This window comes from Paenibacillus sp. FJAT-26967 (assembly GCF_001541095.1).
Classification (GTDB): Bacteria; Bacillota; Bacilli; order Paenibacillales; family NBRC-103111; genus Paenibacillus_F.
Window position 1 is genome coordinate 640,362 of record NZ_LMXH01000001.1, and the last position, 24,222, is coordinate 664,583.

At 49.6% G+C, this 24,222-nt stretch carries 17 protein-coding genes; 16 read left to right on the top strand and 1 reads right to left on the bottom strand.

The window, feature by feature from the left end; translation table 11 throughout:
- Window positions 1-16: 16 nt before the first annotated feature.
- The 7 genes from AR333_RS02725 to AR333_RS02755 are packed head-to-tail and all read left to right on the top strand — an operon-like array spanning window position 17 to window position 4,750.
- Window positions 17-265, top strand: a complete 249-nt coding sequence (locus AR333_RS02725; protein WP_253735699.1) for an acyl carrier protein — start codon at window positions 17-19, stop codon at window positions 263-265.
- Window positions 249-1,463, top strand: coding sequence for an AMP-binding protein (locus tag AR333_RS02730; protein WP_068773809.1), 1,215 nt, complete (start codon window positions 249-251; stop codon window positions 1,461-1,463). The genes AR333_RS02725 and AR333_RS02730 overlap by 17 nt, the downstream gene beginning before the upstream one ends.
- Window positions 1,460-2,173 (top strand): SDR family oxidoreductase, encoded by a 714-nt coding sequence (locus AR333_RS02735; protein ID WP_068773810.1) that lies wholly within the window; start codon window positions 1,460-1,462, stop codon window positions 2,171-2,173. Before AR333_RS02730 ends, AR333_RS02735 begins: the two co-directional genes overlap by 4 nt.
- Window positions 2,174-3,025 carry a hypothetical protein gene (locus tag AR333_RS02740; RefSeq protein WP_068773811.1) on the top strand — a complete coding sequence of 284 codons (852 nt, stop codon included), beginning with the start codon at window positions 2,174-2,176 and terminating at the stop codon, window positions 3,023-3,025.
- A gap of 26 nt (window positions 3,026-3,051) precedes the next feature.
- Window positions 3,052-3,897: a hypothetical protein gene (locus AR333_RS02745; protein ID WP_068773812.1), complete on the top strand. Its 846-nt coding sequence runs from the start codon at window positions 3,052-3,054 to the stop codon at window positions 3,895-3,897.
- A gap of 19 nt (window positions 3,898-3,916) precedes the next feature.
- Window positions 3,917-4,168 (top strand): phosphopantetheine-binding protein, encoded by a 252-nt coding sequence (locus tag AR333_RS02750; protein WP_068773813.1) that lies wholly within the window; start codon window positions 3,917-3,919, stop codon window positions 4,166-4,168.
- A 24-nt stretch (window positions 4,169-4,192) separates the two neighbouring features.
- Window positions 4,193-4,750: a nuclear transport factor 2 family protein gene (locus AR333_RS02755; RefSeq protein ID WP_068773814.1), complete on the top strand. Its 558-nt coding sequence runs from the start codon at window positions 4,193-4,195 to the stop codon at window positions 4,748-4,750.
- Window positions 4,751-4,804: 54 nt separating this feature from the next.
- Here the strand turns inward: AR333_RS02755 and AR333_RS02760 are convergent, their stop codons facing one another.
- Window positions 4,805-6,490, bottom strand: coding sequence for a discoidin domain-containing protein (locus AR333_RS02760; RefSeq protein ID WP_156430812.1), 1,686 nt, complete (start codon window positions 6,488-6,490; stop codon window positions 4,805-4,807).
- 815 nt (window positions 6,491-7,305) lie between these two features.
- Here AR333_RS02760 and AR333_RS02770 point away from each other — a divergent pair.
- The 9 genes from AR333_RS02770 (at window position 7,306) to AR333_RS02810 (ending at window position 24,188) form a co-directional block, all read left to right on the top strand.
- A complete protein-coding gene (locus AR333_RS02770) occupies window positions 7,306-8,241 on the top strand; it encodes a sugar ABC transporter permease (RefSeq protein ID WP_068775097.1) in 936 nt (311 codons plus the stop codon).
- Between the two features lie 47 nt (window positions 8,242-8,288).
- Window positions 8,289-9,167 (top strand): carbohydrate ABC transporter permease, encoded by an 879-nt coding sequence (locus tag AR333_RS02775; protein ID WP_068775098.1) that lies wholly within the window; start codon window positions 8,289-8,291, stop codon window positions 9,165-9,167.
- Between the two features lie 107 nt (window positions 9,168-9,274).
- Window positions 9,275-10,852 (top strand): extracellular solute-binding protein, encoded by a 1,578-nt coding sequence (locus tag AR333_RS02780; protein ID WP_068773817.1) that lies wholly within the window; start codon window positions 9,275-9,277, stop codon window positions 10,850-10,852.
- A 55-nt stretch (window positions 10,853-10,907) separates the two neighbouring features.
- Complete coding sequence (locus tag AR333_RS02785) at window positions 10,908-12,629, top strand: hypothetical protein (protein ID WP_156430813.1); 1,722 nt, start codon at window positions 10,908-10,910, stop codon at window positions 12,627-12,629.
- A 15-nt stretch (window positions 12,630-12,644) separates the two neighbouring features.
- Entirely contained in the window at window positions 12,645-13,877 is a 1,233-nt protein-coding gene (locus tag AR333_RS02790; RefSeq protein WP_068773819.1) for a DegT/DnrJ/EryC1/StrS aminotransferase family protein, read from the top strand.
- Complete coding sequence (locus AR333_RS02795) at window positions 13,874-15,763, top strand: hypothetical protein (protein ID WP_156430814.1); 1,890 nt, start codon at window positions 13,874-13,876, stop codon at window positions 15,761-15,763. The genes AR333_RS02790 and AR333_RS02795 overlap by 4 nt, the downstream gene beginning before the upstream one ends.
- Window positions 15,753-16,790, top strand: coding sequence for an alpha/beta fold hydrolase (locus AR333_RS02800; RefSeq protein WP_068773821.1), 1,038 nt, complete (start codon window positions 15,753-15,755; stop codon window positions 16,788-16,790). The genes AR333_RS02795 and AR333_RS02800 overlap by 11 nt, the downstream gene beginning before the upstream one ends.
- 79 nt (window positions 16,791-16,869) lie before the next feature.
- Window positions 16,870-18,306 (top strand): extracellular solute-binding protein, encoded by a 1,437-nt coding sequence (locus AR333_RS02805; protein ID WP_068773822.1) that lies wholly within the window; start codon window positions 16,870-16,872, stop codon window positions 18,304-18,306.
- Between the two features lie 254 nt (window positions 18,307-18,560).
- Window positions 18,561-24,188 carry an S-layer homology domain-containing protein gene (locus AR333_RS02810; RefSeq protein WP_068773823.1) on the top strand — a complete coding sequence of 1,876 codons (5,628 nt, stop codon included), beginning with the start codon at window positions 18,561-18,563 and terminating at the stop codon, window positions 24,186-24,188.
- Window positions 24,189-24,222 lie beyond the last annotated feature (34 nt).

Consider the following 24,222-nt stretch of genomic DNA (forward strand, 5'->3'; position numbering starts at 1 on the left):
GAATGGGGGACAACGAATGAATATCGAAGAGAAGGTTCTGGAGATTGTCCGGGACATAATGCTCTCCAAGGGGCCGGACTCTCTGTTAACGATCAGCCGGACAACTTCGTTCAGGGATGAATTGGGTCTGGATTCGTTTGATTTAGCGGAATTAACCGTGCGGATCGAAGATCTCTATCAGGTTGATATTTTCGAACAGGACAACCGGGTGGACACGGTGGGTCAGGTGATAGAGAGGATTCAAGTACATGGCAGCGTGGGATGAACAACACCTGTTTTACTTGGATCACCGCAATCAGCAAGAGATTACCTATCGTGATTTTATTAAATGCCTGAATGAAATGAGCGAATATCGGTCGACGGTTTATGTGGATCGAGCAAATCCCTATCTTTTCTTCTGTGAACTGATAATCGCTCTTCTAAATGGCAGTGATGTGCAGATTATGGATGCGGAGCAGCGCGGAACGGCTGCAGAGGAGCCTTCATTCCAGTCAAGAGTACAGCTGCGAGAACCTCAGGAGATCGTGCTTCTGCTCCGTGAACACGCAAATGCATCCGTACATATGCTCACATCCGGAACTTCGGGGAAACCCAAACGAATAACCCATTCGATCCGTACATTACTGCCGCATAGAAGCAAAAAGAAGCGGGATGTCTGGGCGTTTGCGTACCATCCTTCTCATTTTGCGGGCATTCAAGTCTTCTTTGAAATCGTGTCTAATCTGGATACGCTTATTTACTTTTTTGACTACAGAGAGCTGCCGCTGGACGAATTGCTAACGGGTAGGGAGATTACTATAATCTCGGCGACTCCAACCTTTTACAGGTCGCTCCTTCCTTATCTGCACGGCACTTACGGCAAAGTAAGAAGAATCATTTTTGGCGGAGAGAAGTACGAGGAGAGCTTGGCGAATAAACTGAAGATTTTGTTTCCGGACGCCTTGCTCAAAAATATTTATGCGACCACGGAAACGGGGAAGCTGTTGGAGTCCCAAACGGATCTATTCACCATCCCGCCGGCCATGCAAGGCTTACTAAAAATCGAGAACGATGAATTGCTGATTCATGAAAGCTTATTAAGAGAAGGTCCCGACTCCAGACTAATTAGTCAAGGATGGTACTATTCCGGCGACTTAATCCAGTTCGAGACAGAGGATGAGTTTAAATTTGTCTCCAGAAAAGGGGACGTTGTTAAGGTCGGCGGATATAAAATAAATCTGCAAATAATAGAAGAAAAAGTTAAAACACTGGACGGTATTGATCATATAAGGATCTACTGCAGACCGAATTCAGTTGTCGGCAATATGCTTACAGCTGAAATTGTGACGGATAAATACAGTGAAGTTCAAATTAAGCAGCTGTGCCGCAGCGAATTGGGACTTGAGTCGTGGGAAATACCACGGGTTATTTATTTGGTTAAAGATATTGCCCAAACCATCACTGGAAAGAAGTTGAGGAATTGAAAACTTGTGTATTGGTTACTGGAGATTCCGGGGATCTGGGGCAGTCGATATCGGAATGCTTGCTGGAGAGTGGCCATTCCGTAGTAGGACTCAGCCGGACCGAGAATAACTATATTGCCTCACTCAGAGATACTTATCCCGATCGCTATGAGCATCGTTTTGCGGATTTGTCGGACCCGGAAAGCATCGCGTCCCTTTTTCATAATCTGAGCTATAAAGTTACAGGTTTAGTTAACAATGCTGCGATGGCTTATGACGATTTAGTCACCAACGCGAGATTGGAAGATCTGGATACGATGTTTAAGGTGAATACAATTTCTCCTATTCTCTTAACGAAATATTCCATACGGAATATGATCCTTCATAAGACGGCGGGTTCGATCGTGAATATTTCGTCGATCAGCACACAAGAAGGCTACAAAGGGTTAAGTATGTACGCCGCCACCAAGGGGGCGCTGGAATCCTTCACCAAAGGAGTCGCCAGAGAATGGGGAAGATACGGGATACGCTGCAATTGCGTAAGACCCGGATTTATGGAAACTTCTATGAACAAGAACCTCCCGGCAGCGGATAAGCAGAAAATTTATCGCAGGAACTCTCTTCAAGGCCCTGTTGAAATAGGAAGCGTAGCCGAAACAACCTTGTTTTTGCTGTCTGCAAAGTCAAGCTCCATTACGGGAGCCATCATCGATGTTCATGCAGGAGCGTAAATGAACCTACAATTGGAAACTGTGCACTATGAGACGGAATATGGAGATTATGATTGCGAAATCAATGCCCTTATATATTGGCTAAGGCATGAAGGTATCGAATACGACTCTCTGCTGCGGAATAACTGGGATTTCAGATTCGACTCCTTGAACGACACGTTCAAAGGGACCATCCCGTTAAAGGATCAACTGAAGCATTTGGAACTTCATAATCAAATGAACTACAGCATTCGTCAACCTAATGAGCTTGCGGATGAAAGCCGTCTTATTGTAGCTCTCGATGCATTTTCTCTGCCCTATGCTCAAGAACATTTCAGAACACGAAACCAGATCCATTATACGCCGGTGTATTATATAAACCGTGAGCTTATTGAAATAACCGATCCGATTTTCAAAAAAAGATTTTTCATTAACGGGGATGAGTTAACCGAGTATTGGGGTCATTTCCGTGAGCCCATTATCGAAATTCATTGTATAGGCACTTCTCAAGTGGAGAAACCGGCTGAAGTATACATTCTTCAACAAGACCTGGATAACTATTATCTGGGTCATGTGAACCAGCTTCAGAAGAGAATAACCGCTTTTCTATCAACGAATGAATCGCTGAGAAGTCTCCATGAGTTCAAGCGTTATTACTCTTTATTCAATGGAATGCTGGTAGCGAGGGAAGTGTTTCTCCGGAAGTGGGGACTCATGGATGCTCATGAGGAAGTCGTTCATAAGTGGAAGAAGTTAATGAAAACCTGGATGGGGATTTGTGTGAATCCGGAGCGGAATACGCCGGTGTTTCAGCGGAATTTAGTTGAACTTGCAGACTATGAAGTTGAATTTTTGAGAAAACTCAGACTCTGACTCTTATATAAAAAGGTGTGTTCCCATTGTTTGACGTTCCGTACGGGGTATTTGAATGTTTTACAAACGCTACCACCGCTATTTTAAAAAACAGCAAGATCAATCCGGTCGAGCTTTATAAGTTCAACTGGGATTTCTTCTACAATAGCCAGTATGACTTTATAAGCGGGAATGTGGATAATCTGGTTCTACTCCAATTTGCGCGCAGCAATTACGGGCTGGAATTTCAGGAGCTGGAGTTTAGCTATATTCCGGACAATGAGTATACCATTCTAGCTCTGAACTCGTTCTATGTCCCGTATATGACGGAGCTCTATCAAATTGCCGACCAGCTGCATTATGTAATCGCCAGGAAGCAGGAAAATGAGTTTGAAATTATAGATCCCTTCTATAAGATTCAAGAGAAATTTTCCGGTAAAGATGTACATGAGTTATGGTCCTATTATTCCAAGCCTGTCATCCGAATCGATGTGTCTTCAGTCGGGAAAGCATCATCATTTGCAACCGACCAAGTGGTTCCCTATATCTTAACCTTGGATTATCCCCATCAATATGAATCGGTTTTTCAGCTGCTTAGCGGCAGCCTAGGGGGGATTGATTTCGGCGGTTCGAAGAACTTCTTGGAGAGTCCGCTGTTCAAAAGATATTTCTCCAGTATAAGAACCGTTCTGAAAAATCGGGAAACTTTTTTTGAAATCGAGAAAATAAATAAGGCCAGTATTACCAATGTATTGACGGGCTGGCAAGCTGTCCTTAAGGAACTCATTAAACTATCTTCGACACGAAGAACAAGCGGGCTAGTGGATTCCTTCGAAAGAGCCATACACCATGAGGTTCTTTTCCTGAACAGCTTCAAAGCCATTCATATGTAAAGCTAAAGGGGGGACAGCTATGGATGAATCCGCAGTGAGAGAAATAGTAATAAGGTCTTTAGAGGACGTTCTGGAGAAGAAAATCCCTTCAATAGAGGAATGCAACTTGATTGATGAGGGACTGGATTCTTTCAAGCTTTTGAATCTTCTTGTCCTGCTTGAGGAAGAATTGAATTTTGAATTCGAGGACCATGATCTGGCACCGGAAAATTTTACGACACTGGCGGCATTTATGGAAATGTTATCCAAATACAACGTTGATACCAGTTGAAATGAAATTTAGGAGGAAATAACCGTGTTCAAAGTCGTCTTCTTTATGCTTACTTTGATTTTGCTTACAAGCTGTGCATCCCCGGGGGTAGAAGAGTTTAAATTAAGTAATAAGGCCCCTCAAAATGTAACGGCTATTAACAGTGACTCCTCTGCCGGGCAATCCGCAGATCAACAGGATGCAGCCAAAGCTGTAGAGAACTTAGGAGGGAAAGATTTGGAGAAGAGTATCTTAACTATGGAAACGAAGATGTGGGATGCATTTGCTGACGGAAATGCGGAAAAGTTCCTGGAAGTCGTTGCAAACGATGCGGTGATGGTTGTGGGCGGGATTACGGAAACGGGAGCGGACTACGCGAAATTCATTCCTGAAATTGAAGTGACGAGTTACAAGATAGAGAAATTCACAACGAAAGTCATTCACCCCAACGTTGTTTTAACGAATTACTTTGTTAAAATAGAAGCGCCGAATACGGATGCGGCGGGAACGTTCAATGTGTCGTCATTATGGAAAAAAACAGGTGAACACTGGAAACTGGTGTTTAATCAAGATGCCCGCATTTATGGAGAGATCCCCCAATAAACACGCGAATATTGACAAAAAAGGTCAGCCGGAAACATCGGCTGACCTTTTTTGTCAGGATAGCTCTACAGCCGAGCCTTCTAGAGAAATATTTGGCCGGGAAGCAGCAATGCCGTAAACATCAACTCCCCACAGTGAATAAGTCCAAGGCGATCCTCTTTTAATTCCCAAGACTCTTACGTATCTACCGCTATGATGGACGGAATGAATGTCCTCCACCCCGCTTTTGCCCTTTGTAGTCGAGTAAACGGTATTCCATTGTTTTCCGTCAGCGGATAAATCAACCTGATATTGCTCGGCGTAAGAATACTCCCAATCCAAAATAATGCGATCAATTGCGTAATGATCCAATAGATCAATGATGACCCACTCCGTATCACTCCCCTCCCGGCTGCTCCATCTTGTTTTGGAATTGCCATCCGTGATGTTCGCTTTGACATAAACCGAGTTTTCTTCCGAGGAAGCGGTTACGGGTTTGCCTAAAGCAACATTACCTTGTACGGCTTCATATCGGATGGAAATCCGGTCGTTAATCGTAGTCATGTAATCGGATGAGCTTTTTACCTTAATATGAATGTGATAATGAGAACCGGGTATGAGATCCGTCAATTCGAAATAATTAAACAGTGTGGTTCCGATAAGCTTGTCATTCGAATAAATTTCATACTTTTCAAGATAAAATCCTTCACCTGGTTCTTGCCATCTTAAATGAATTTTATCCGAACCGATTTTTTCGTGGTGAAGTTTCAGATCAAGCTCCTCAAGAGCGTTTGTCACTGTGAAGTAATGTTCTCTATTATTTGTCGTTTTCGAAAGAATGGCGCTTTGTATATCTTGAATCACCTTAACCTCTAATGTATGTAGTTTGGTTACATAATGTAAGATATTCAAGCTGCGATTGCCTGTCAATCTGGCCTTAACCACTGTATTTTTTAATTGTTCCGCCAAAGTGACAATAGCCTGCAGCTGGTCTATCACTTCGCCAGGGAAATGGATCCGGGTTAAGAATAGAGACAGATAATAACGGGAGCCTGCAAGAACAGCGAATATGTTCTCCAGGTTGTCATACGGAACGGGATAATCAGCTTCAGCATGAATCTGCGCGATTATGGCAGCGATCTGTTCATAGAGCTGGAAGTTATCCTCGAAGTCGATAAACTCCCGTTCGAATTTCTTAATGGCGGCCAATACGGCTTCTTCATTAAACGTATAGGTATCATACGACAGCTCGACTATGAATCTGAAAGGTTCTCGCAAATGATTGTATGCGGCAGCTATATCAGATTCTTGGTATTCAACGGCTTCCAGGACGGGAATATCCGAGATGATAAAGGAGTTCGTATCCTGATGGTAGGAATTAAGGGTTAAGGCGTGTATACCGGGAAGATGTGTGAGATGGGGGATGTGCTTTTGATAGATATGCATGTATAAGCATGCACCTGTCTGTAGCCGCTCTTCTATATAACCCCGGGCGCTCTGAAAGTCGGGGAACATCTTTTTGTCCAGGGTGAGGTTCATGATGCTTAAATCATCCAGGCTGTTCGTATCCATCGTCCATCTGTTTAATTGCTGTGTGATAATCTGATCCATAATTTCTTCCGTACGTACATAAGCGTTATAGAATAAATAATCGACCGGTACTTCATTTTGTAATAAACCGTATAGAATCTGGACTTTCAGACAGTTTATATGCCGGTATTTGAAGTAGGACAAGATATTTTTGTTTAAAATAACAATCACCTCATCAAATTTTATACATAGAAGAAAGCTCTACCATGATTATAATAAAGGAGTAAAATATAGTAAATTATTAAAGACTAAAAACGTGTATTTTATATTTTGGGATGATGATAGTAAAGAATCAGTTCGAAGTTGGGATGAGAATGGAGCGGTGCAGACGAAAATAATGCTTTATGCTGAAAAGCTCGAATGAAAGAGGTAAGCAATTCCAACAAATGGATTGACAGCGTTAGATAAATACAGGTAATATACAAGTATAAAATTTATTCATTGTTTTACTGAAAACGGCATCCCGCGAAACGGCTCATTTGAAAACAGTGGTTAACAGGATGTCATGAACGTCTATGTAATGGGAGTTTATTCTTGACACTCTGACATATATACAGGTAAGTTACAAGTGTGTTTGCCAGAGGACGATTTATAATTCATGAAGCTGCGGGATGAGGTTAAGCTGGATAGAGAAGACGGTCGATTGGAGATTCTATTTAATACGACATCGGATAACTCTGATTTATCTCAATTTGGGAAGATATAGGAAGCTTGTATCCGGCATTTCTTTACATGAAGATGAATGAATTGCCCAAGGTGAAAGCGCTTTCCTACAAATATCCTCCCATCCGACGCATCTTTGAATCTATCGTTAACTGTGCGCGAGTCACCTGGTTCATACACAATAATAAGAGTTTCTGTCGTTCTCTGCATGAAGACGGCGGCAGCAAGAAGAAAAAATGGGAAGTGTCTCCGGGTGTGTACCGCCTGGTACAACCCTGCAGGGACAAATGAGGGGTGAGCTTTTGAACACTGTAGTGAACAAAATGGAGACCGGCACAAAGCCGGGGAAATGGAAACGCATTCAGAACAGACTTTGGAAAGACCGCTATATCTATTTGCTTCTTGCGCCAGGTCTTCTGTATTTTATCGTGTACCGCTATATTCCTATGCTGGGTATTGCCATCGCCTTCAAGGAGTATAGTCCGTTTCTCGGTTTTGCCGACAGCCCATGGGTAGGATTCGATAATTTCGCCCGGATCTTCGAAAGTTCCGAGGTGATCCGCGTACTTGGGAATACGCTCATTATTTCCCTTCTGCAGATTATTTTTGCCTTTCCGGCACCGATCCTGCTGGCCATTATGCTTAATGAAGTCTCGCGGTCGGCAACGAAGCGCATCATTCAATCTGTCGTTTATTTGCCCCACTTCTTATCGTGGGTAGTGGTGGTGGGAATCGTGACGATCTTTTTCCGGAATGATGGTCTGGTCAATGATTTTCTGGTACTGGTCATGGGTATGGAGCAGGGCGTCCCTTTCTTGACGAATCCGGATTATTTCCGTATCTTCCTGGTTCTTGAAGTGATCTGGAAGGAAGCCGGATGGGGGACGATTATATTCCTGGCCGCTTTGGCCGGAGTGAATCCTTCCTTGTACGAAGCGGCGGTTATGGACGGCGCCAGCAGGCTGCGCCAAATTTGGCACATTACGCTGCCGGCTATCCGCAGCACGATTATCATTCTGCTGATTATCCGTTTGGGCGACGTTCTAGAAGTCGGATTTGAGCAGGTTTTCTTGCAGCTTAATGCGTTTAACATGGAAATCGGCAATACGCTCGATACCTTCGTGTACTACAAGGGGATCCAGCAGTCGGATTACAGTTTGTCAACGGCGGTCGGAGTCTTTAAAGGAATCGTCGGGCTGGTGCTGGTTATTACAGCCAATAAGCTGGCCAAACGGTTTGGAGAACAAGGGGTTTATTGAGTGAAGAAAGCTTTCCTGCCGGGAAAGCTGTGAGGAGTGAAAACGGAATGAATGCGCTAAAGCATAAATCAATGTTCGACCGGCTGTTTGATACCGTCAATCTGACGATTCTTGTCCTGATTTCCTGCGTGATGATCTTTCCTTTTATCTACCTGTTCTCTGTATCGTTCTCCTCCTATGAGGATTTTCTGGGCAGCAAGCTGCTCTTGTGGCCATCGAACTGGACGACGGATGCTTATGAATATATTCTCCAGTCCAAAGCTTTCCGCCAGTCGCTGCTTAATACGATCTTCGTCACGATAGTCGGAACGGTGGTCAATCTGTTCTTTACGGCAACGATGGCCTACGCGTTATCAAGACCGATCATCGGTCAGCGGGGATTGATGATGATGGTTGTGTTCACGCTGCTGTTCTCAGCAGGCATGATCCCTACCTATCTGGTTGTAAAAGCAACCGGCCTTCTCGATTCCGTCTGGTCGCTGATCCTGCCGGTGGCGATTACCCCTTTTAATCTCATTGTAATGAGACAGTTTTTCTTAGGCATTCCGGATGATTTGAAAGAAGCCGGCGTTATTGACGGAGCGAATGACCTTCAAGTGTTCACGCGTATTATTCTTCCGCTCTCCAAGCCTTCGCTGGCTGCATTCAGTCTGTTCTATGCCGTCACACATTGGAACAATTATTTTGCTCCTATCCTGTATATTAACAATTCGGACAAATGGACGATCCAGGTCATCCTTCGTCAAATCGTTGTAATGGGGGAGACTACGGCGACACTGGCAGATTCTTTCGTGGAAAATCCGCCTCCGCCGGAAACCATCCAGATGGCGGCCATTCTATTGGCAACTCTGCCTATCCTTGTCGTTTATCCGTTCCTGCAAAAGCACTTCGCCAAAGGCGTTATGCTCGGGGCGGTTAAAGGCTGATTGTGTTTCTCGGCAGCGGAATAATCCGCTCTAAATGCAAGCTTCATAATAACTGATGGTTTCAAGGATTCATCCTATATATGAATGAACAATTGGGGGGTAACAGAATGAAAGGAAAACGTCTCACATTAACTGCAGTCGCCGCCGCACTTGCGGTCAGCACAGCTGCTTGTACAAAGGAACCGGCTCCAGCCGCTTCCAGTGATCCCAAAGCAAGCGGATCGAACACCAAGTATACCATTACAGCGCTGGATTTCCGGTATGGCGATCCGCCTCCGAACAGTTCTCCCGGACTTAACATGATTAATGAGCGCTTCAACATCGATTACAAGATTACGTATGTTCCGAATACGGCTTATGATGAGAAAATCAATGCGACCTTCGCTTCCGGGGAAATTCCCGATATGGTCGGTTTTATGTCCACAGACTTGAAAAACCGGTATGCCAAATTTGCCAAGCAGGGCGCTTTCCTTCCCTTAGACGATTACATCAAAGACCAGCCGACGCTGAAGCTGGTTCCGGACTTCGTCTGGGATTCCATGCGGGTTAACGGCAAAATCTATGCGATTCCGCAGTATTCTCCGAAGTATCAGACGGTGACCGTTATCCGCAAAGACTGGCTTGATGCGGTGGGGATGAAGGTTCCTACCAATTATGAGGAGCTTAAGCAGGTAGCCATTGCCTTTACGAAGAAGGACCCCGATAAGAACGGCAAAGCCGATACGTATGGAGTCGCCATGGGGCTTGATATCAACCCTAACTTCAACCAGGGCCCGTACTGGGACCCCGATGCCTGGTACCACAAGAACGCTTCCGGTGAGTTTATTCCGGGCTTGATCGGACCGGGACGCAAGGAAACGGTTCAAATGATGGCGGATTTATATAAAGAAGGGGCCATTACGAAGGATTACGCGATTCTGAACTGGGCCGATACGAATAAAGAATTTTACTCGGGCAAAGCCGGCATCTTCATCGGTACTCCGCGCGGGATGTCTCAAGCTTATATGGACGGTTTGCTCAAAATTCAGCCTAACGCGCAGTTCGTTCATCTGGAGCCGTTCAAAGATGCTTACGGCAATGAAGGGTTGCAGGCGGGAGCGGGCTACAATGGCATGGTCGTTCTGAACGCCAAACTGGCCAAAGAGCCGGATAAGCTGAAGAAAGTGCTGGAGCTGCACGAATTTGGCCGTAAGTTCTATGCGGATGCGGACAAGAACGAGAAGAATGCGGATTTTGACTGGTGGTCCGGTAAAGCAGGCACAGGCTATAACATGGAGAACGGCGTAGCTGTGAATACCAAGAACTTCGCTTCAGACGGTCTGGCTCCATCGACTTATTTTGTAGACAATACGGGCTGGGCGCCTAAAGATACGGATGTGAACTATTCCCTCACGTATCAGACGAAGCCGCTGGTGGATCTCGTAAAAGGCATCGAAGATATGTATAAAAAGACGAAGCTCTACGCGAACCCGATCAACGGCCTGGAATCTGCAGCAGATGTATCCAAAGGCCCTGAGCTCAAAAAATACGTCATGAATGAACAAGTGAAAATGATTGCCGGTAATCGCCCGGTATCCGATTGGGATAAGCTTGTACAGGAATATATGGATCGTGGCGGCAAAGAGATTGTCAAAGAATACAACGCGAATATCAAAGTGAAAGATCCGAAAGAATTGTTCAAGTAAATCTGGTCGAAGGGGGCAGCACCTTGCCCCTTTTCTTTTTTAGAAGGAGGAGTGAATGATGGAACGCTTGGCGAAAATAGGGGTCTGGTTCCAGGAAGACTCCGCTATGAGAAGATGGCACGTTGGCCAAAATGTATTTGAGCGGTATCTGGAAGAAATTCTCGCCCATGCTGGAATTCCCTTTGAAATATTCGGAAATTGGGATGCGCTGGAGGATTATGCTCCTGATGTGCTGCTGGTCGCTCACAGCGACGAACACGATAGAACTCTAGCGAAGCTGAGAGGATTTGTAGAGCAGGGAGGTACACTGATTTCCTATGCGGGTTTGAACCGGTTGGCAGGCACCCTGGGATGCAGAGAATCCGTATGGAGGGAGGCGGTCTATGCGGAAATCCCGGATACAGGGACATCCGCGGACGGAATCGGGCTTCGTGCATTGGGTGCGAAGCCTTGGCAGCCCATAGATTCGAAGGAGAGTGAGCCGAAGCGTCAGAACTGCGGCGTCCTTCACAAGGAACATAAGGACGGTGAAGAGGCCGGGCCTGCTTACATCGAATTTACTATTGGAAGCGGCAGACTGATTCGCTGGAATGTCAATATCCCCGAAACGGTCGTTATGCTCCAGCAGGGCAGCACGCCCGTTACCAGCGACGGTCTGCCAGCCCCTGACGGTACAGGGAACCTGGACGAGGGCATTCTGAAGGCGGACGACCGCTGCGAGCTGAATTGGGTACTGGACCGCTCTGCGACCGAAACAGGAGCCGCGTACTATGGGGTTCCTTATGCGGATTTGTGGCGCGAAGTTCTGCTAGCGCAGCTGATCCGCGAGGCTGCTGCGCTGGGCCGTCCTACCGCCTTTCTTGATTATTGGCCGGAGGGTATCCGGCAGGTTGCTATGATCTCGCATGACAGCGATCTCAATATTGATGAGTCTGCGATGATTACGATGGATGTATTGAAAGAGTTCGGCGTCAAGTCGACCTGGTGCATGATAGAACCGGGTTATTCCCCGGAAGTGTACGACCGGGTTCATGCAGAGGGTCATGAACTGGCTTTCCACTTCAACGCGCTGGAAAAAGAAAAGGGAGTCTGGAGCGCAGAAGAATTCGAGCGTCAGCTGGCTTTTATCCGTTCCAGTACACAAGCTCCGGTTGTATCGAACAAGAACCATTACACCCGTTATGAAGGATGGGGCGATCTGTACCGCTGGTGTGAAGCAGGGGGAATCGAGAGCGACCAGACAAGGGGGCCGAGCAAAAAAGGCAACATCGGATTTCCGTTCGGTACGTGTCACCCGTATTATCCGGTTGCATGGGCGGACGAGCGCAACAGAATGTACAATGTGCTGGAAATCGGTTTCCTGACGCAGGACCTGGATCACGCTACTTTGGCCGATCATTCCGTGATCCATCCTTTCCTGGAGCAGGTTAGCCGTGTGAGGGGCGTAGCGCATTTCCTGTTCCATCAGGTTCATATTCTGCAGCAGCCGAAGGTTCGTGAAGCGCTGCGACAAGTAATCACAGAGGCGCAGAAGCGGGAGTTCCGGTTCTGGACAGGCGAGCAGATTACCCGATGGGAACAGTCGCGCCGTCAAGCACGCATGCGTGTAGATTCTGAAGGCAATCTATCACTGGACAATCTTCCTCCGGGAGCGGTCATCCGGGTTTCATTGCTTGAATCGGGAAGCGCCAGTAGAGCAGGAGTTGAAAGACGCTTTGGATATGATTGCCGGATCCACACGGCGCAGGGCGGTCTGCATGTGGAAACACAATCCTAACGATGGGGTGACAGCATGGAAGCATTAGCGGTAAACGGAGGCACGCCGGTCAAAACGACTCCTTTCGGCACCGGGAAAAGATTTGGCCTGGAAGAGGCAACGCAGCTGCTGGAAGCGCTGGAGCAGAACACCTTGTTTTACCATTTCGGGACGAAGGTGAAGCGGTTTTTAAGTGATTTTAATGAGATCTACGGAGTCAAATACAGTGTTGCAGCGTCATCCGGTACGGCGGCTCTGCATGTGGCGATGGGAGCTGCCGGGGTTACGGTCGGGGACGAGGTTATTACGAGTCCGATTACGGATCAGGGGACTTTGATCGGAATCTTGTATCAGAATGCGATTCCGGTCTTTGCCGATCTGGAGCCTCATACGTATAACATGGACCCACGGTCTATAGAAGCGAGGATCACACCGAAGACCAAAGCAATCGTTGTCGTCCATCTTGCAGGCAATCCTTGTGACATGGACCCGATCATGAATATCGCCCGCAAGCATAAGCTGAAGGTGATTGAGGATTGCGCGCAAGCTTATTTGACCCGGTATAAAGGGAAGCTTGTAGGGACAATCGGGGATTACGGCTGCTTCAGCACGAACGATTTCAAGCATATTTCGACGGGTGACGGGGGAATCGTAACGGTTAATTCCGGTGAAGAGGCGGACTATGAGACGACTCATGCTTTTGCCGATAAAAATTACCGCCGGTTCGGTACGACTTTGCAGCGGGATCTGCACGTGGTAGCGCCGAATTACCGGATGACGGAGCTTCAGGGTGCTGTCGGAATCGCCCAGCTTAAGAAGCTGGAGTGGATCTGCTCGCAGCGACGGAGCTTCGGGGATAGGATCAGCGAAGGATTAGCCGGCTTGCCTGGTGTTACTCCACCGCTCGTAGAGCCTGATAACGAATGCACGTACTGGTTCTACATGTTCCGGCTCGATGAGGATCTTCTTACCTGCAGCCGGGATGCTTTCTGTGAGGCACTGACAGCGGAGGGAATACCGAATCGGGCCGGGTATATTCCGGATGTGTGCTACATGCAGCCGCTTTTTCAGAACAAACAGGCCTACCAGGGAAGTCACTTTCCGTTCGAGTTGAGCGAAGCGACATATGAGCGCGGTCTATGTCCGAATGCGGAGCAGATTCTGAAGACGGCTGTTCAAATCCCTCTCAATGAGTTTTATTCAGATGCCGACATCGAGGACATTATCCGGGCAGTCCGCAAAGTTGCCGGCTTCTATCTCCAAGGATGAGACACGATGAACGCTTCGTTTGCCTGGGCTCTCCGGTACATGCAGACGAGACCAGGTCCGCAGCCGTATGCAGGGCGCCCTCCGGTGAGGAGCGCCTGGTCATTACGGCGAGGGGATATGTCCTTATTGTGGATGCCGGAAGCGGGCATTGTACCCAGCTTGCCTTTCCGGAGGGGCATCTGGATTACCCGTTTGCCTGCATGAGCAGTGAATCCGGTCTGCTCTACACGGGCGCCGGGCAAAAAATCATGGTGCTCGATCCGTTCCAGGAACGGTTCATTTACTGGGCGGAGCCTGCACCGGAAGAGGAAATCGTCGGCTTTTCCTTTGCCGAAGACGCGGCCGGACATGTTTACTTCACGACTTACCCGGGCTGTGAGTTGTTCCGGATGGATCCGGTATCCATGGCATGCACAAGGCTTACACGGCTCCATACCCGGCAAAAATATGCCATGTCGCTTGCCGCCGGCAAAGACGGCTGGGTGTATGCGGGGATCGGTACTGCGGAAGCGGGGGTTGCCGCTTACTGCCTCGCAGACGGCACGCTGCTCCACTTGCAGGGAGAGGGTCTCATGGAGACGGTACGCGGAAGCGGGCAGGTCCGGCTCGGCTCTGACGGGCACGTGTATGCGAGCCTGCCGACCCTGGGCGAAAGCGAGCCGGAAGGTACTTGCACTGCCAATTGGTTCCGCCTGCAGGACGGTAAAGCTGCAGCGCTTGCAGCGGAGAATACACCACCCGATGTCGCTTTTGTTTACAAGGGGACGGGCTATTACAAGCTGCATCGCGATCTGTCCGGCGGAAGAAGCGTTACCGGCTACCAGCTTGCAGACGGAGAGCTGGTCATCCGTGAGCCGGATGGGAGCCAGACTGTTGTGCCGCTGGCTTATCAAGGCAATGGGGCTGCACTTTCCCCGATGACCGGGGGGCCGGACGGAATGTTGTACGGGACCTCCAATCATCCGCTGCACTTATACCGGTATGACCCGCAGCGGCAGGATCTGGTCAATCTCGGCGGTAAGCTTGTGGAGAACGGCGGCGGCGGCAATATTTGCGCGTATGCCGTGCAGGGCCCGTATCTCGTCGGGGCGGCCTATGCCGGAGGGTTCGTGCACAGGCTGGACACCCGGATGCCGCTTGAATCCGGAAGCAGTTCCGGGCGGAACCCGGTGCTGCTGCTTGCCGATGAGCGGATTCACCGGCCTCGCTGCGCTGTAGCGCATCCGGGCGGTGAACATGTACTCATTGGCGGCTTCCCCGGCTATGGAGCTGTAGGGGGCGGACTCGTGGAGCTGAATGTTCATCAAGAGACGTGGACCGTCTATGAGGATCATGATATCGTCCCCAATCAAAGTACGTTATGTCTTGGGACGCTAAGCTCCGGTGATGTGATAGGCGGCAGCAGTATCGAAACGCCTGGCGGAGCCGACCCTGCAGCTGAGGAAGCGGTTTTATACCGGCTCGACTGGCGGCAGCGCAGGGTGAGTGAGAGGTGGACTCCTGTACCGGGGGCGAGGGAAATTTCTCTGCTGCTTGTGGATGCGTACGACCGGGTCCATGCGCTTACGGCAGATTCGGTCTACTTCATCTTTGATCCTTCCCGCGGAATTGTATTGTATCAGCAGGATTTATCGGAATGGGGCGGCATAGTGCGGCAGGGCCTCATTCTGATCCAAGATAGGCAAGGGCAGGAGCAGATCATCGGGCTTCTCAGCAGAGGGATCTTCAAGGTGCAGACGGATACGTTGAAACCGCAGCTGCTCTCCCTGCTGCCGGTTGAAGCAACCAGCGGATTAGCTTTCTTGGAGGGCCGGTTGTATTTTGGCTGTGGAAGCGAGTTGTGGAGCTATTTCATGGAGGAAGGAGACTGCAGTGATGAGCTATAAACTTTCGGAGAGAACACTGGACACACTGCCGAGGCTTCTTGAAGGCATTGCAACAACCGAGCAATGGCAAGCCAAGCGCTCACGGATCCAGGCGCAGTGGCTGCAGCTGCTCGGGACGCCTCCGGCAGCCGAAGAATGCCCGCCGGATTACGATATTGTGATGGAGGAGCGAGGAGACGGCTGCCTCAGACGCGATATCCGCTATCAAACAGCGGATGGGGATCACGTTACCGCAACCCTGCTGCTGCCGGATTCATGCCTCACGGGTAAGAAACGGCATCCCGCCGTGCTGGCCCTCCATCCGACGGCTGAGGAAGGGCGGCTGGATACCGCTGCGCCGTCTGGACGCGAGAACCGGAGGTACGGTCTCGAACTCGCAGCTCGGGGTTACGTGGTGCTGGCACCGGATTCTATCACGTGCGGCAGCCGCATTTATCCGGGCTCGGAGGCGTTCCAGACCGCTCCATTCTACGAAGAGTACCCGGAATGGACCGCTGTAGGCAAGATGCTCCAGGATCACATGCGTGCCGTTGATCTGCTCAGCTCTCTGCCGGAGGTGGACGGGGGCCGGATCGGAGCCATTGGGCATTCTCTGGGAGGCTATAACGGCTGGTTTCTTGCCGGAATGGACCGGCGGATAAAGGCTGTTGCTTCCAGCTGCGGTTTCTCCATGTTTACAGGGGACCCCGATCCGAACCGTTGGGGGCAGCGGGACTGGTTTTCTCATCTGCCCGCACTGACCGACAGCATCCGGGAAGACCGGATTCCATTCGAATGGCATGAAATCGCGGCTCTTGCGGCACCGACTCCGCTTTGGATGTGGAGCGGGCTCGGGGACACTATTTTTCCGAACTGGCCGGCGATTGGCGCTGGAATGAATGATCTGGCAAGTGTGTATGAATTGCTCGGACGAGAAGGCGCGTATGAATTCTGGATGGGCCATGGGGGCCACGACTTTCCGGTCAAGGCCAGGTCGCTCGCTTATGATTTTCTGGATGAGCATTTGAAACAAGGGATGTCAGATTGATGAGACCTGTTTAATGTTGGTAACCTTAGGTCTCACATGGTATACTGTTGCTTAATCACTTGTATAGGAGCGGTATACATTGTTGCGGAGAAGAAATAATTTTCAGGAAAGATACGACCATTTTCTCCAGGAATTACGGGATGAAATTGTCAGTGGAGCTCTTCAGCCGGGCGAGTATATCTTACCGGAGAATACGCTGAGCGCGAACTATCAAATAAGCCGTGTTTCGATTCGGAAGGCTTTGACGGAGCTTGTAGAAGAAGGATTAATTGAGAAAATTGCGGGCAAAGGGAACCGGGTGAAGCTGCCGGGACCGGAACAGACACCTGTCACCTTGCGGCTGGCCTGGTTTTCCAGCTCTTATGAACTAGATATTGTACGCCGGATGATTCATAATTTTGAACGGCAGAATCCTTTTATCAAAGTGGAGCTTACGCTGCTTCCCGAAGATGGCTATACGGATACTTTGATCCGCATGATGGATCAGAAACAGGGACCGGATGTATTTATGATGTCGGATCACCATTTCCGGGAATGGATTGAAACGGACCGGACAGGCGAGCTCGCCGGATACGTGCCCCCTCATTTGAACCCGGAGGAGACGAGTTACCCGCAGGTTTTTGATTTGTTTACCAATGACGGCAGGATGCTTGCCGCACCCTTTATTTTTTCACCTGTCGTGATTTGTTTCAATCGTTCGATCTTCAGGGAAAACGGGCTGTCGGAGCAAACACCGCTCAAAGATTGGGACGACCTGCTTCGTGTAGCCAAGGCATGCACGAGGGATGCGAACGAGGATGGATTTACCGAACATTACGGTTTCTGTTTTTCTTCCTCATCTAACCGCTGGCCGGTGTTTCTGCTGCAGAATGAAGGAGAGATTATGTCTTCCGATCATACCCGGTCTACTATGGCTAAAGAAGAAACGATTCAGGCGCTGGAGTTCTGTACATCCCTGATGTATAAGCACCACGTATCGCCGATATACTCGCACGGGAGCAGTCATCTGGCGGAGCGGCTGTTTATGAAGGAGCGGGTAGCCATGATTATGACCACCTATTACTTCATGAATGAGTTCCGGGACCATTCCATCGAGTGGGATGTGCTTCCCGTTCCGAAGCAGCGCAAACAAGCCACGCTTCTGCTTGGCGGCGGGCTTGCCGTGAATGCGGGCAGTCAGCATGTCCGCTCCGCTCAGCGTCTCGTTGATTATATGACGGGGACGGAGGCGCAGAATCTGCTCAAAACTTACGGCTGCACGATTCCTGCCCTTAAATCGGCGGCCGAGAACGATCAGCTGCTTAGTCCCGACATTCATCCCCAGCATTATAACCGGTTTCTGGATGTGCTGCCTTACGCGGTGCCGCTTCGCAGCCTTCATCTCAAGCAGCGGGAAATTTCGATGCTGTTTGACGAGCTGAGCTTGCTCTGGGCTTGTATGGAAAGTCCGGAAGAGACTTGCCGCAGAATTGAAGATAAATTTAATGAGAGTTTGATCGGACTGCCGCTTTCCTAATGGAAAAGCGGTTTTTTTATTTGGATCACGATCTAGGTGCGTTCGATTAAAGACAGATTATACTCGATAAATACCTGTATACATCCTGTATTTATTTAATTTTTTGTGCTATATTGTTTCTATTTAATGAAAGTGCTTTCATTTGCGTTATGCAGCTGATTCCAGGGTGCAAAACCAACCGGTAACGACACTGGTTGTCAGAAGGCCGGGTATCAGCGGGAAGATTTTAAGTCTATCACAGGGGAGGCTTTATCTTGAGTCAGAAAGTCGTTCGTCAGGCAGGTTTACTGCTATTGAGTTTTTGTTTGTTCTTGTCCAGCTGGGGGATGTCCACTCCGGCGCGTGCAGCCGCAGATGTGCTTGTGCCCGTGTCTGCACTTGAGAATGCGGGTTTTGAAATGCCGGTCTCGGCAAATGTGATTCCGGGCTGGACTCAGAATCTTGGGACTGGGAAAACCGGAACGGTTGAAATCAGTAACAGCATCACACATAGCGGTGCGGGCAGTCTGAAAGTTACAGACGGGGACAACACCGCAAGCTTCGGTCTGGAAAGCGGCAAAATGAAAGTACTCCCCGGACAAACTTACCGGGCTGCCGCTAAAGGATACATAGGAGGCGGAGCGGTGAATATCCAGCTGCGCTTTTATGACAGCGCGGATAAATTGCTTGCCGCCGGCGGAATCGTGGAGGCAGGAGGTTCTGTCTATAAGGAGGGGCCGCTGAATGAATGGCAGACTCTATCGGTTCAGACGCCAGCGCCGGCTGGAGCAGCCAAGGCTTCACTCGTTCTCGTAACGGGCAAAACCAAGAAGGGAACTGTGTACTGGGACGATGCCGCGTTCACCCGGGTTATGCCTCTTACCAACAGCGGCTTCGAAGAGCCTGCTGCGGGTGGTGCGGTACCAGGCTGGACACAAAATCTGGGCGGCGGCAAAAGCGGCGGACTGTCCGTATCCGGAGAGAAGTTTGCAGCGGGCAGCTCGAGTCTGCGCATTACGGATAACGATACCGTTAATTTCGGAGCGGAGAGCAGCAGAAGCAGTGTGACGCCGCTGGCTTCCTATACAGTCACGTCGGATGTCTATGTAGAGAGCGGGTCTGTTCAGCTTCAGCTGCGGTTCTTTGGGGCTGACGGGACGCTGATCGCATCACAGGACGGCGGAATCGCCGTCCATGATCCGAATTTTACCAGTGCTCCTGCCGGCCAGTGGCAGCGCCTTTCTTTGAAGGCAGCGGCTCCGGCACAGGCCGCATCGGCGGCGGTTGCTCTAGTCTCCGGCAAGGATTCGCTCGGAACAAGTTACTGGGATGAGGTTTCCCTCGAAGAGGAGGCGTTCGTCATGGCTCCCAAACAGGATCAAGGCGGTCTGCCAGGCGGTCCGGCCCAGTCTCTTTTTCTTGCCAATGGCGGATTTGAACAACCGGCATCCGGCACTTCTATACCCGGATGGACTGTGAAATCAGGGAATGCCAGCCTGAGTCAGACGAATGCTTTTGAAGGCAAGAACAGTCTCTTTATACAAAATGAGGCTAATACGGGACCTGCCGTAAATGTAGAGAGTGATCTCATCGATGTAGAAGAAGGTGCAAGCTACTCACTTACTTCGAGTGTATTCCTGCAAGCGGGCAATCTGGAAGGCATGTACGTCTATGTCTATGATGCAAAAGGTACTCTTATCCCGGGTCCGACGGGCTCTAGTTTTCATGCCTACGTGAACCTGCTCTCCGCTTCGGCAGACGGCAAATGGGGATTGGCTGAAGGAACTTTCAACGTGCAGCCGGGAGGCAAAAAAGCGAAAGTGTCTCTCATCACCGGCACCAAGAAAAGTTTTCAGGTATATCTCGACGATATCAGTTTGCTGAAAGCAGTTGTGAATGGAGGGTTCGAGCAGGAAGTGACCGGCGGCAGCATACCCGGCTGGAGAAAAGTTAACGAAGCTGCCGATGCAGGCTCCTTCGGAGTGACCGGGGAGAAATTCGCGGCGGGAGCCAAAAGTTTAAAGATCCAGAATACACCGGACCGATTTCTTAACGTAATTTCGGAGCTCATTCCGGTTGAAGCGGGTGCCACCTATACGGCGAAAGCGCAAACATTCATTGATTACGGAACTGCCGATATGTATGTCCGTTACTTTGATGCGAGCGGGAAATACTTAAACAAACAAAATTTCAGCATCAAATCGGAGCCGGCTTCCACATGGTTTACGAATTACGTCGAAGCGGCAGTCCCGGCTGAGGCAAGCTATGCGGCTGTCATGTTTGCGGGCAGCTCCAAAAAAACCTATTCCTATTATGTGGATGACGTAAAGTTGATTAAAGGAAACCACGTCGTACATGAGGTCCCCGCTCCGGATAACGCTCTCTCCAAAGTGGCGCAAGATCTGGGCGTTCAAGTTCGCAAAGCGAATATCATGAGGGGAGATATCGGCAAGTACGGCGATGGTCGTGATGTGATGTACACGGTTGTTCAAGGATCGCCATCCGTATTTACCGTTATCGACATCCAGACGGAGAAAGTGATAACAAGCAAGCCGCTTCCGGATACAGAAGGAGCCTGGTCAGTAAAAGTATCGAGTGACGGCACTGTCTATCTCGGAGCTTATAACAAAGGCCTGCTGTACCGCTATGATCCTGTATCAGAGAAGCTGAGTAATCTGGGTCATCCTCTGGCTTCCAAGGATGCGGTCCTCTATCCGATGGACAGCGGGCCGGACGGCAAAATGTACGGGGGCACTTACCCTACAGGAAGTGTCTATCAATATGACCCTGCAACGGGGATATTCACGGATTATGGCACGATGGCATCCAAGACGGATGGAGAACGCTGGACACGTGTAACCGTCTATGACGCGGACACGGATAAAATCTATGCGGGCGTCGGCAACCAGGCGCGTCTGGTAGAGTATGACATCAAGACCGGGACCAAACGGGATCTGCTTCCGGAGAAGTACAGGAATATCATTTCGGTCTATGATCTGAACCTCGTTGACGGCAAGCTGTTTGCCCGCAAAGAGGCGAACAACAGTTTCGAAACGTTTGTCCTCGACGCCAAAACAGGCCAGGAGATTTTGATCACGGATGGGGACACGGGAACCCAAAGTTATGAATTGATTAACTACTCGCGCGGCGTTTCTCCTAAATCGCCGATTGCGAACAAGATGTACTATGCCGGGGCGAACGGAATCTTGTTCGAGTATGATCTGAGTACGAATACCTATCGTTCGCTTGGCGTCAGCATCGGGGGAGCGGCGATTGGCTATACCTTCGTACAGCTGAAGGAAGAGGGCTTCCCGGGCTATAGTCTGGTTGGACTCTCCGGCAACGGCGGCAAAATGTATAAATACAATCTGGAAACGGGTAAAGTCCAGTTGTCCGACCTTATGCTGCCTGCTGAAGCCGTAAAGATCCATGACATCGAGAAAGGACCGGACGGTAAAATATATACGACAGGCTATCTTGCCGGTAATGTAGGTGTGCATACGCCAACGACAGGCAGCAGCATGTATCTGAACGGAATGGGCCAAAGTGAGAGTGTTACGGTCATTGGCGACAGCATGTATTTCGGATTATATCCGGATGCCAAGATCTATGAATATAATTTGAAAAAGCCGTGGAACCGCGATGAAACGGATAAGCTGAATCCGAATCTTCTCTTCAGCCTTTCCAAGAATACGCAGATTCCGGGCTATACGCTTCAAGACCGGCCGTTTGGTATCGCCGGTGCCGAGGATCTGAACAAATTGTTCGTGGGAACGGTACCGAAGAACGGACTTTTGGGCGGAGCCTTAGCGGTATATGATCTTACCGAGCGCACAGAGCCTGAAGTCTACTGGAATCTGGTTCCGGACCAGAGCCTGATCACGCTTGCCTATAAAGACGGGATCGTATATGGAGGGACTTCTATTCATGGCGGGCAAGGCGGGGCGCCTAAAGCTGCTGAAGCCGTTTTGTTCGGCTGGGATGTGTTAAAGAAGGAGAAGGTATTCGAAGTTGTTCCCGTCGCCGGGAAACAAGCGATTACAGCTCTTCATATAGGACCGGATGGAAACATATGGGGACTTGCAAACGGAGCTTTGTTCATCTTTGATCCCGAGCAGCAAAAAGTCACTTACAGCAAGAACGAGTTCCCTGGTGCAGTCGGCCGCTGGATTGACGGATCGATGGTTACCGGTACGGATGGTCATGTTTATGCAACTGTGGGCGGGAATTTTTTCAAAGTAGACGCAGGAACCAAGGAGGTAACGGTGCTGGCTTCGCAGGCGCAGAAGGTTGCCCAGGATGACTTCGGACATTTCTACTTATATTCCGCAGATGGGATCAATCTATATAAATACACGATACCAGAGCTTGTTCTGAAACTGACGGGGGCAGAGTTGTCTGTACCGAAGACCACGCTTCGAACCGGTGAAGAGCAGCCCGTTACGTTGAAGGGTCTCTTGGAAAAGAACCGGAGCACAGCAGAAATGGCAGGGGCTTCCGTTTCTTATACAGTGAGCGATACGGAATTGGCTGTAATTGATCAGGGGGTAGTCAAGGCTATGAAGCCGGGGCGTGTGGATATCCGGGCAACTGTCGCTCTAGGTGGAAACACCGTACAATCGAATGTTATTCAACTGGTGATTGAAGGATCCGGATCTGGTACGGGGCCTTCAGAACCGAATAATCCCGGCGGACCCGGCTCACCAGGCGGCGGAGGAAGCCCGAGCTTACCCGGCGAAGAGCAGCCGGAAGACGGAGTGATAGTGGAGGCTCCTGTAAAATCACAGGGAGGTACAGCGGAGTATGAGGTGAAGGAAGAATCGTATTCCAAAGCGGCTGCGCGGGCGTCCGCTTCGGGAATGGATACGCTTCTCATACGGCTGAAGGATGCCGCAGAGGAGGGTAAGATTACTCTTCAGCTTCCATCTTCCACTGTGGATGTCGCTGTGAAGCAAGGCATCTCCAAACTTACAATCGGCACCGGTTTCGCCGACGTGACTCTGCGAGTCGATGCGCTCCAAGAATATACGGGAGCTGCTCTTAGCATGGAGTTCGCAAAGACAGATGCAGGCAGCCTGGACCCGGTCACAGCCGGGCAGGCGGGAGGCCGCCCCGTCTATCATGTCAAGCTTTATGCAGATGGCAGCAGCATCACGAGTTTCAAGGACCGCAAAGCCGTGGAGATTTCTATGAATTATCGTCTGCATGAATCTGAAGACCCTTCGAAGCTCGCCGCTTATCTGTTGGATGAGGACGGCCAGCTGCGGGTAGTCAAACATTTCAGTTACGACGCAGAGAAGAAGCGAGTGACTTTGGTTACCGGTGAATTTAGTTCCTTTATAATTAAACAGGCGGAAGTAAACTTCACGGATGTAAGCGAAGAACGGTGGTCCAGTTCTTACGTTAATCGGCTTGCTGTCCGTGGAATTATTACGGGCAGAACCGATGCTCTCTTTTCTCCGGAAGAGAATGTGACACGGGCTGAGTTCCTGAAGCTGATGATGGAAGCTTTTGATTTAATCGATGAGCAAAGTGATGCCGATTTCACTGATGTACACGAAAAAGACTGGTACTACCGGACAGTCGCGTCCGCTAAGAAGCACGGCATCGTGTCTGGTATAAGTGATTCGGAATTCGGACCGGGTCAGAAAATTACAAGAGAGGATATGGCCGTCATTGCGCACCGAACTTTGCAGGCCGCGGGAATTGAGCTTCCTGAGAAGAATGGCAGCAGTCCATTTGAAGATCAGGACGCAACGAGCAGCTATGCGCGCGAGGCTGTGGAGGACCTCTATCATGGAGGGGTGATCAGCGGGATAGAGGATCGTCGTTTTGCACCACAGGAGACGGCCACACGGGAGCAAGCGGCAAAAATTACATGGTTGCTTTTCGAGCTTCAATAGCAGCAGGTAAATGCAAAGAAGGCAGGGCCTAATC

Excerpts from the sequence above, each read along its gene's own strand:
- AR333_RS02800 (WP_068773821.1), top strand. The coding sequence starts at position 15,753 with ATGAGCTATAAACTTTCGGAGAGAACACTGGACACACTGCCGAGGCTT.
- AR333_RS02780 (WP_068773817.1), top strand. The coding sequence starts at position 9,275 with ATGAAAGGAAAACGTCTCACATTAACTGCAGTCGCCGCCGCACTTGCG.
- AR333_RS02730 (WP_068773809.1), top strand. The coding sequence starts at position 249 with ATGGCAGCGTGGGATGAACAACACCTGTTTTACTTGGATCACCGCAAT.
- AR333_RS02750 (WP_068773813.1), top strand. The coding sequence starts at position 3,917 with ATGGATGAATCCGCAGTGAGAGAAATAGTAATAAGGTCTTTAGAGGAC.
- AR333_RS02775 (WP_068775098.1), top strand. The coding sequence starts at position 8,289 with ATGAATGCGCTAAAGCATAAATCAATGTTCGACCGGCTGTTTGATACC.
- AR333_RS02795 (WP_156430814.1), top strand. The coding sequence starts at position 13,874 with ATGAGACACGATGAACGCTTCGTTTGCCTGGGCTCTCCGGTACATGCA.
- AR333_RS02740 (WP_068773811.1), top strand. The coding sequence starts at position 2,174 with ATGAACCTACAATTGGAAACTGTGCACTATGAGACGGAATATGGAGAT.
- AR333_RS02725 (WP_253735699.1), top strand. The coding sequence starts at position 17 with ATGAATATCGAAGAGAAGGTTCTGGAGATTGTCCGGGACATAATGCTC.
- AR333_RS02770 (WP_068775097.1), top strand. The coding sequence starts at position 7,306 with ATGGAGACCGGCACAAAGCCGGGGAAATGGAAACGCATTCAGAACAGA.
- AR333_RS02790 (WP_068773819.1), top strand. The coding sequence starts at position 12,645 with ATGGAAGCATTAGCGGTAAACGGAGGCACGCCGGTCAAAACGACTCCT.
- AR333_RS02785 (WP_156430813.1), top strand. The coding sequence starts at position 10,908 with ATGATGGAACGCTTGGCGAAAATAGGGGTCTGGTTCCAGGAAGACTCC.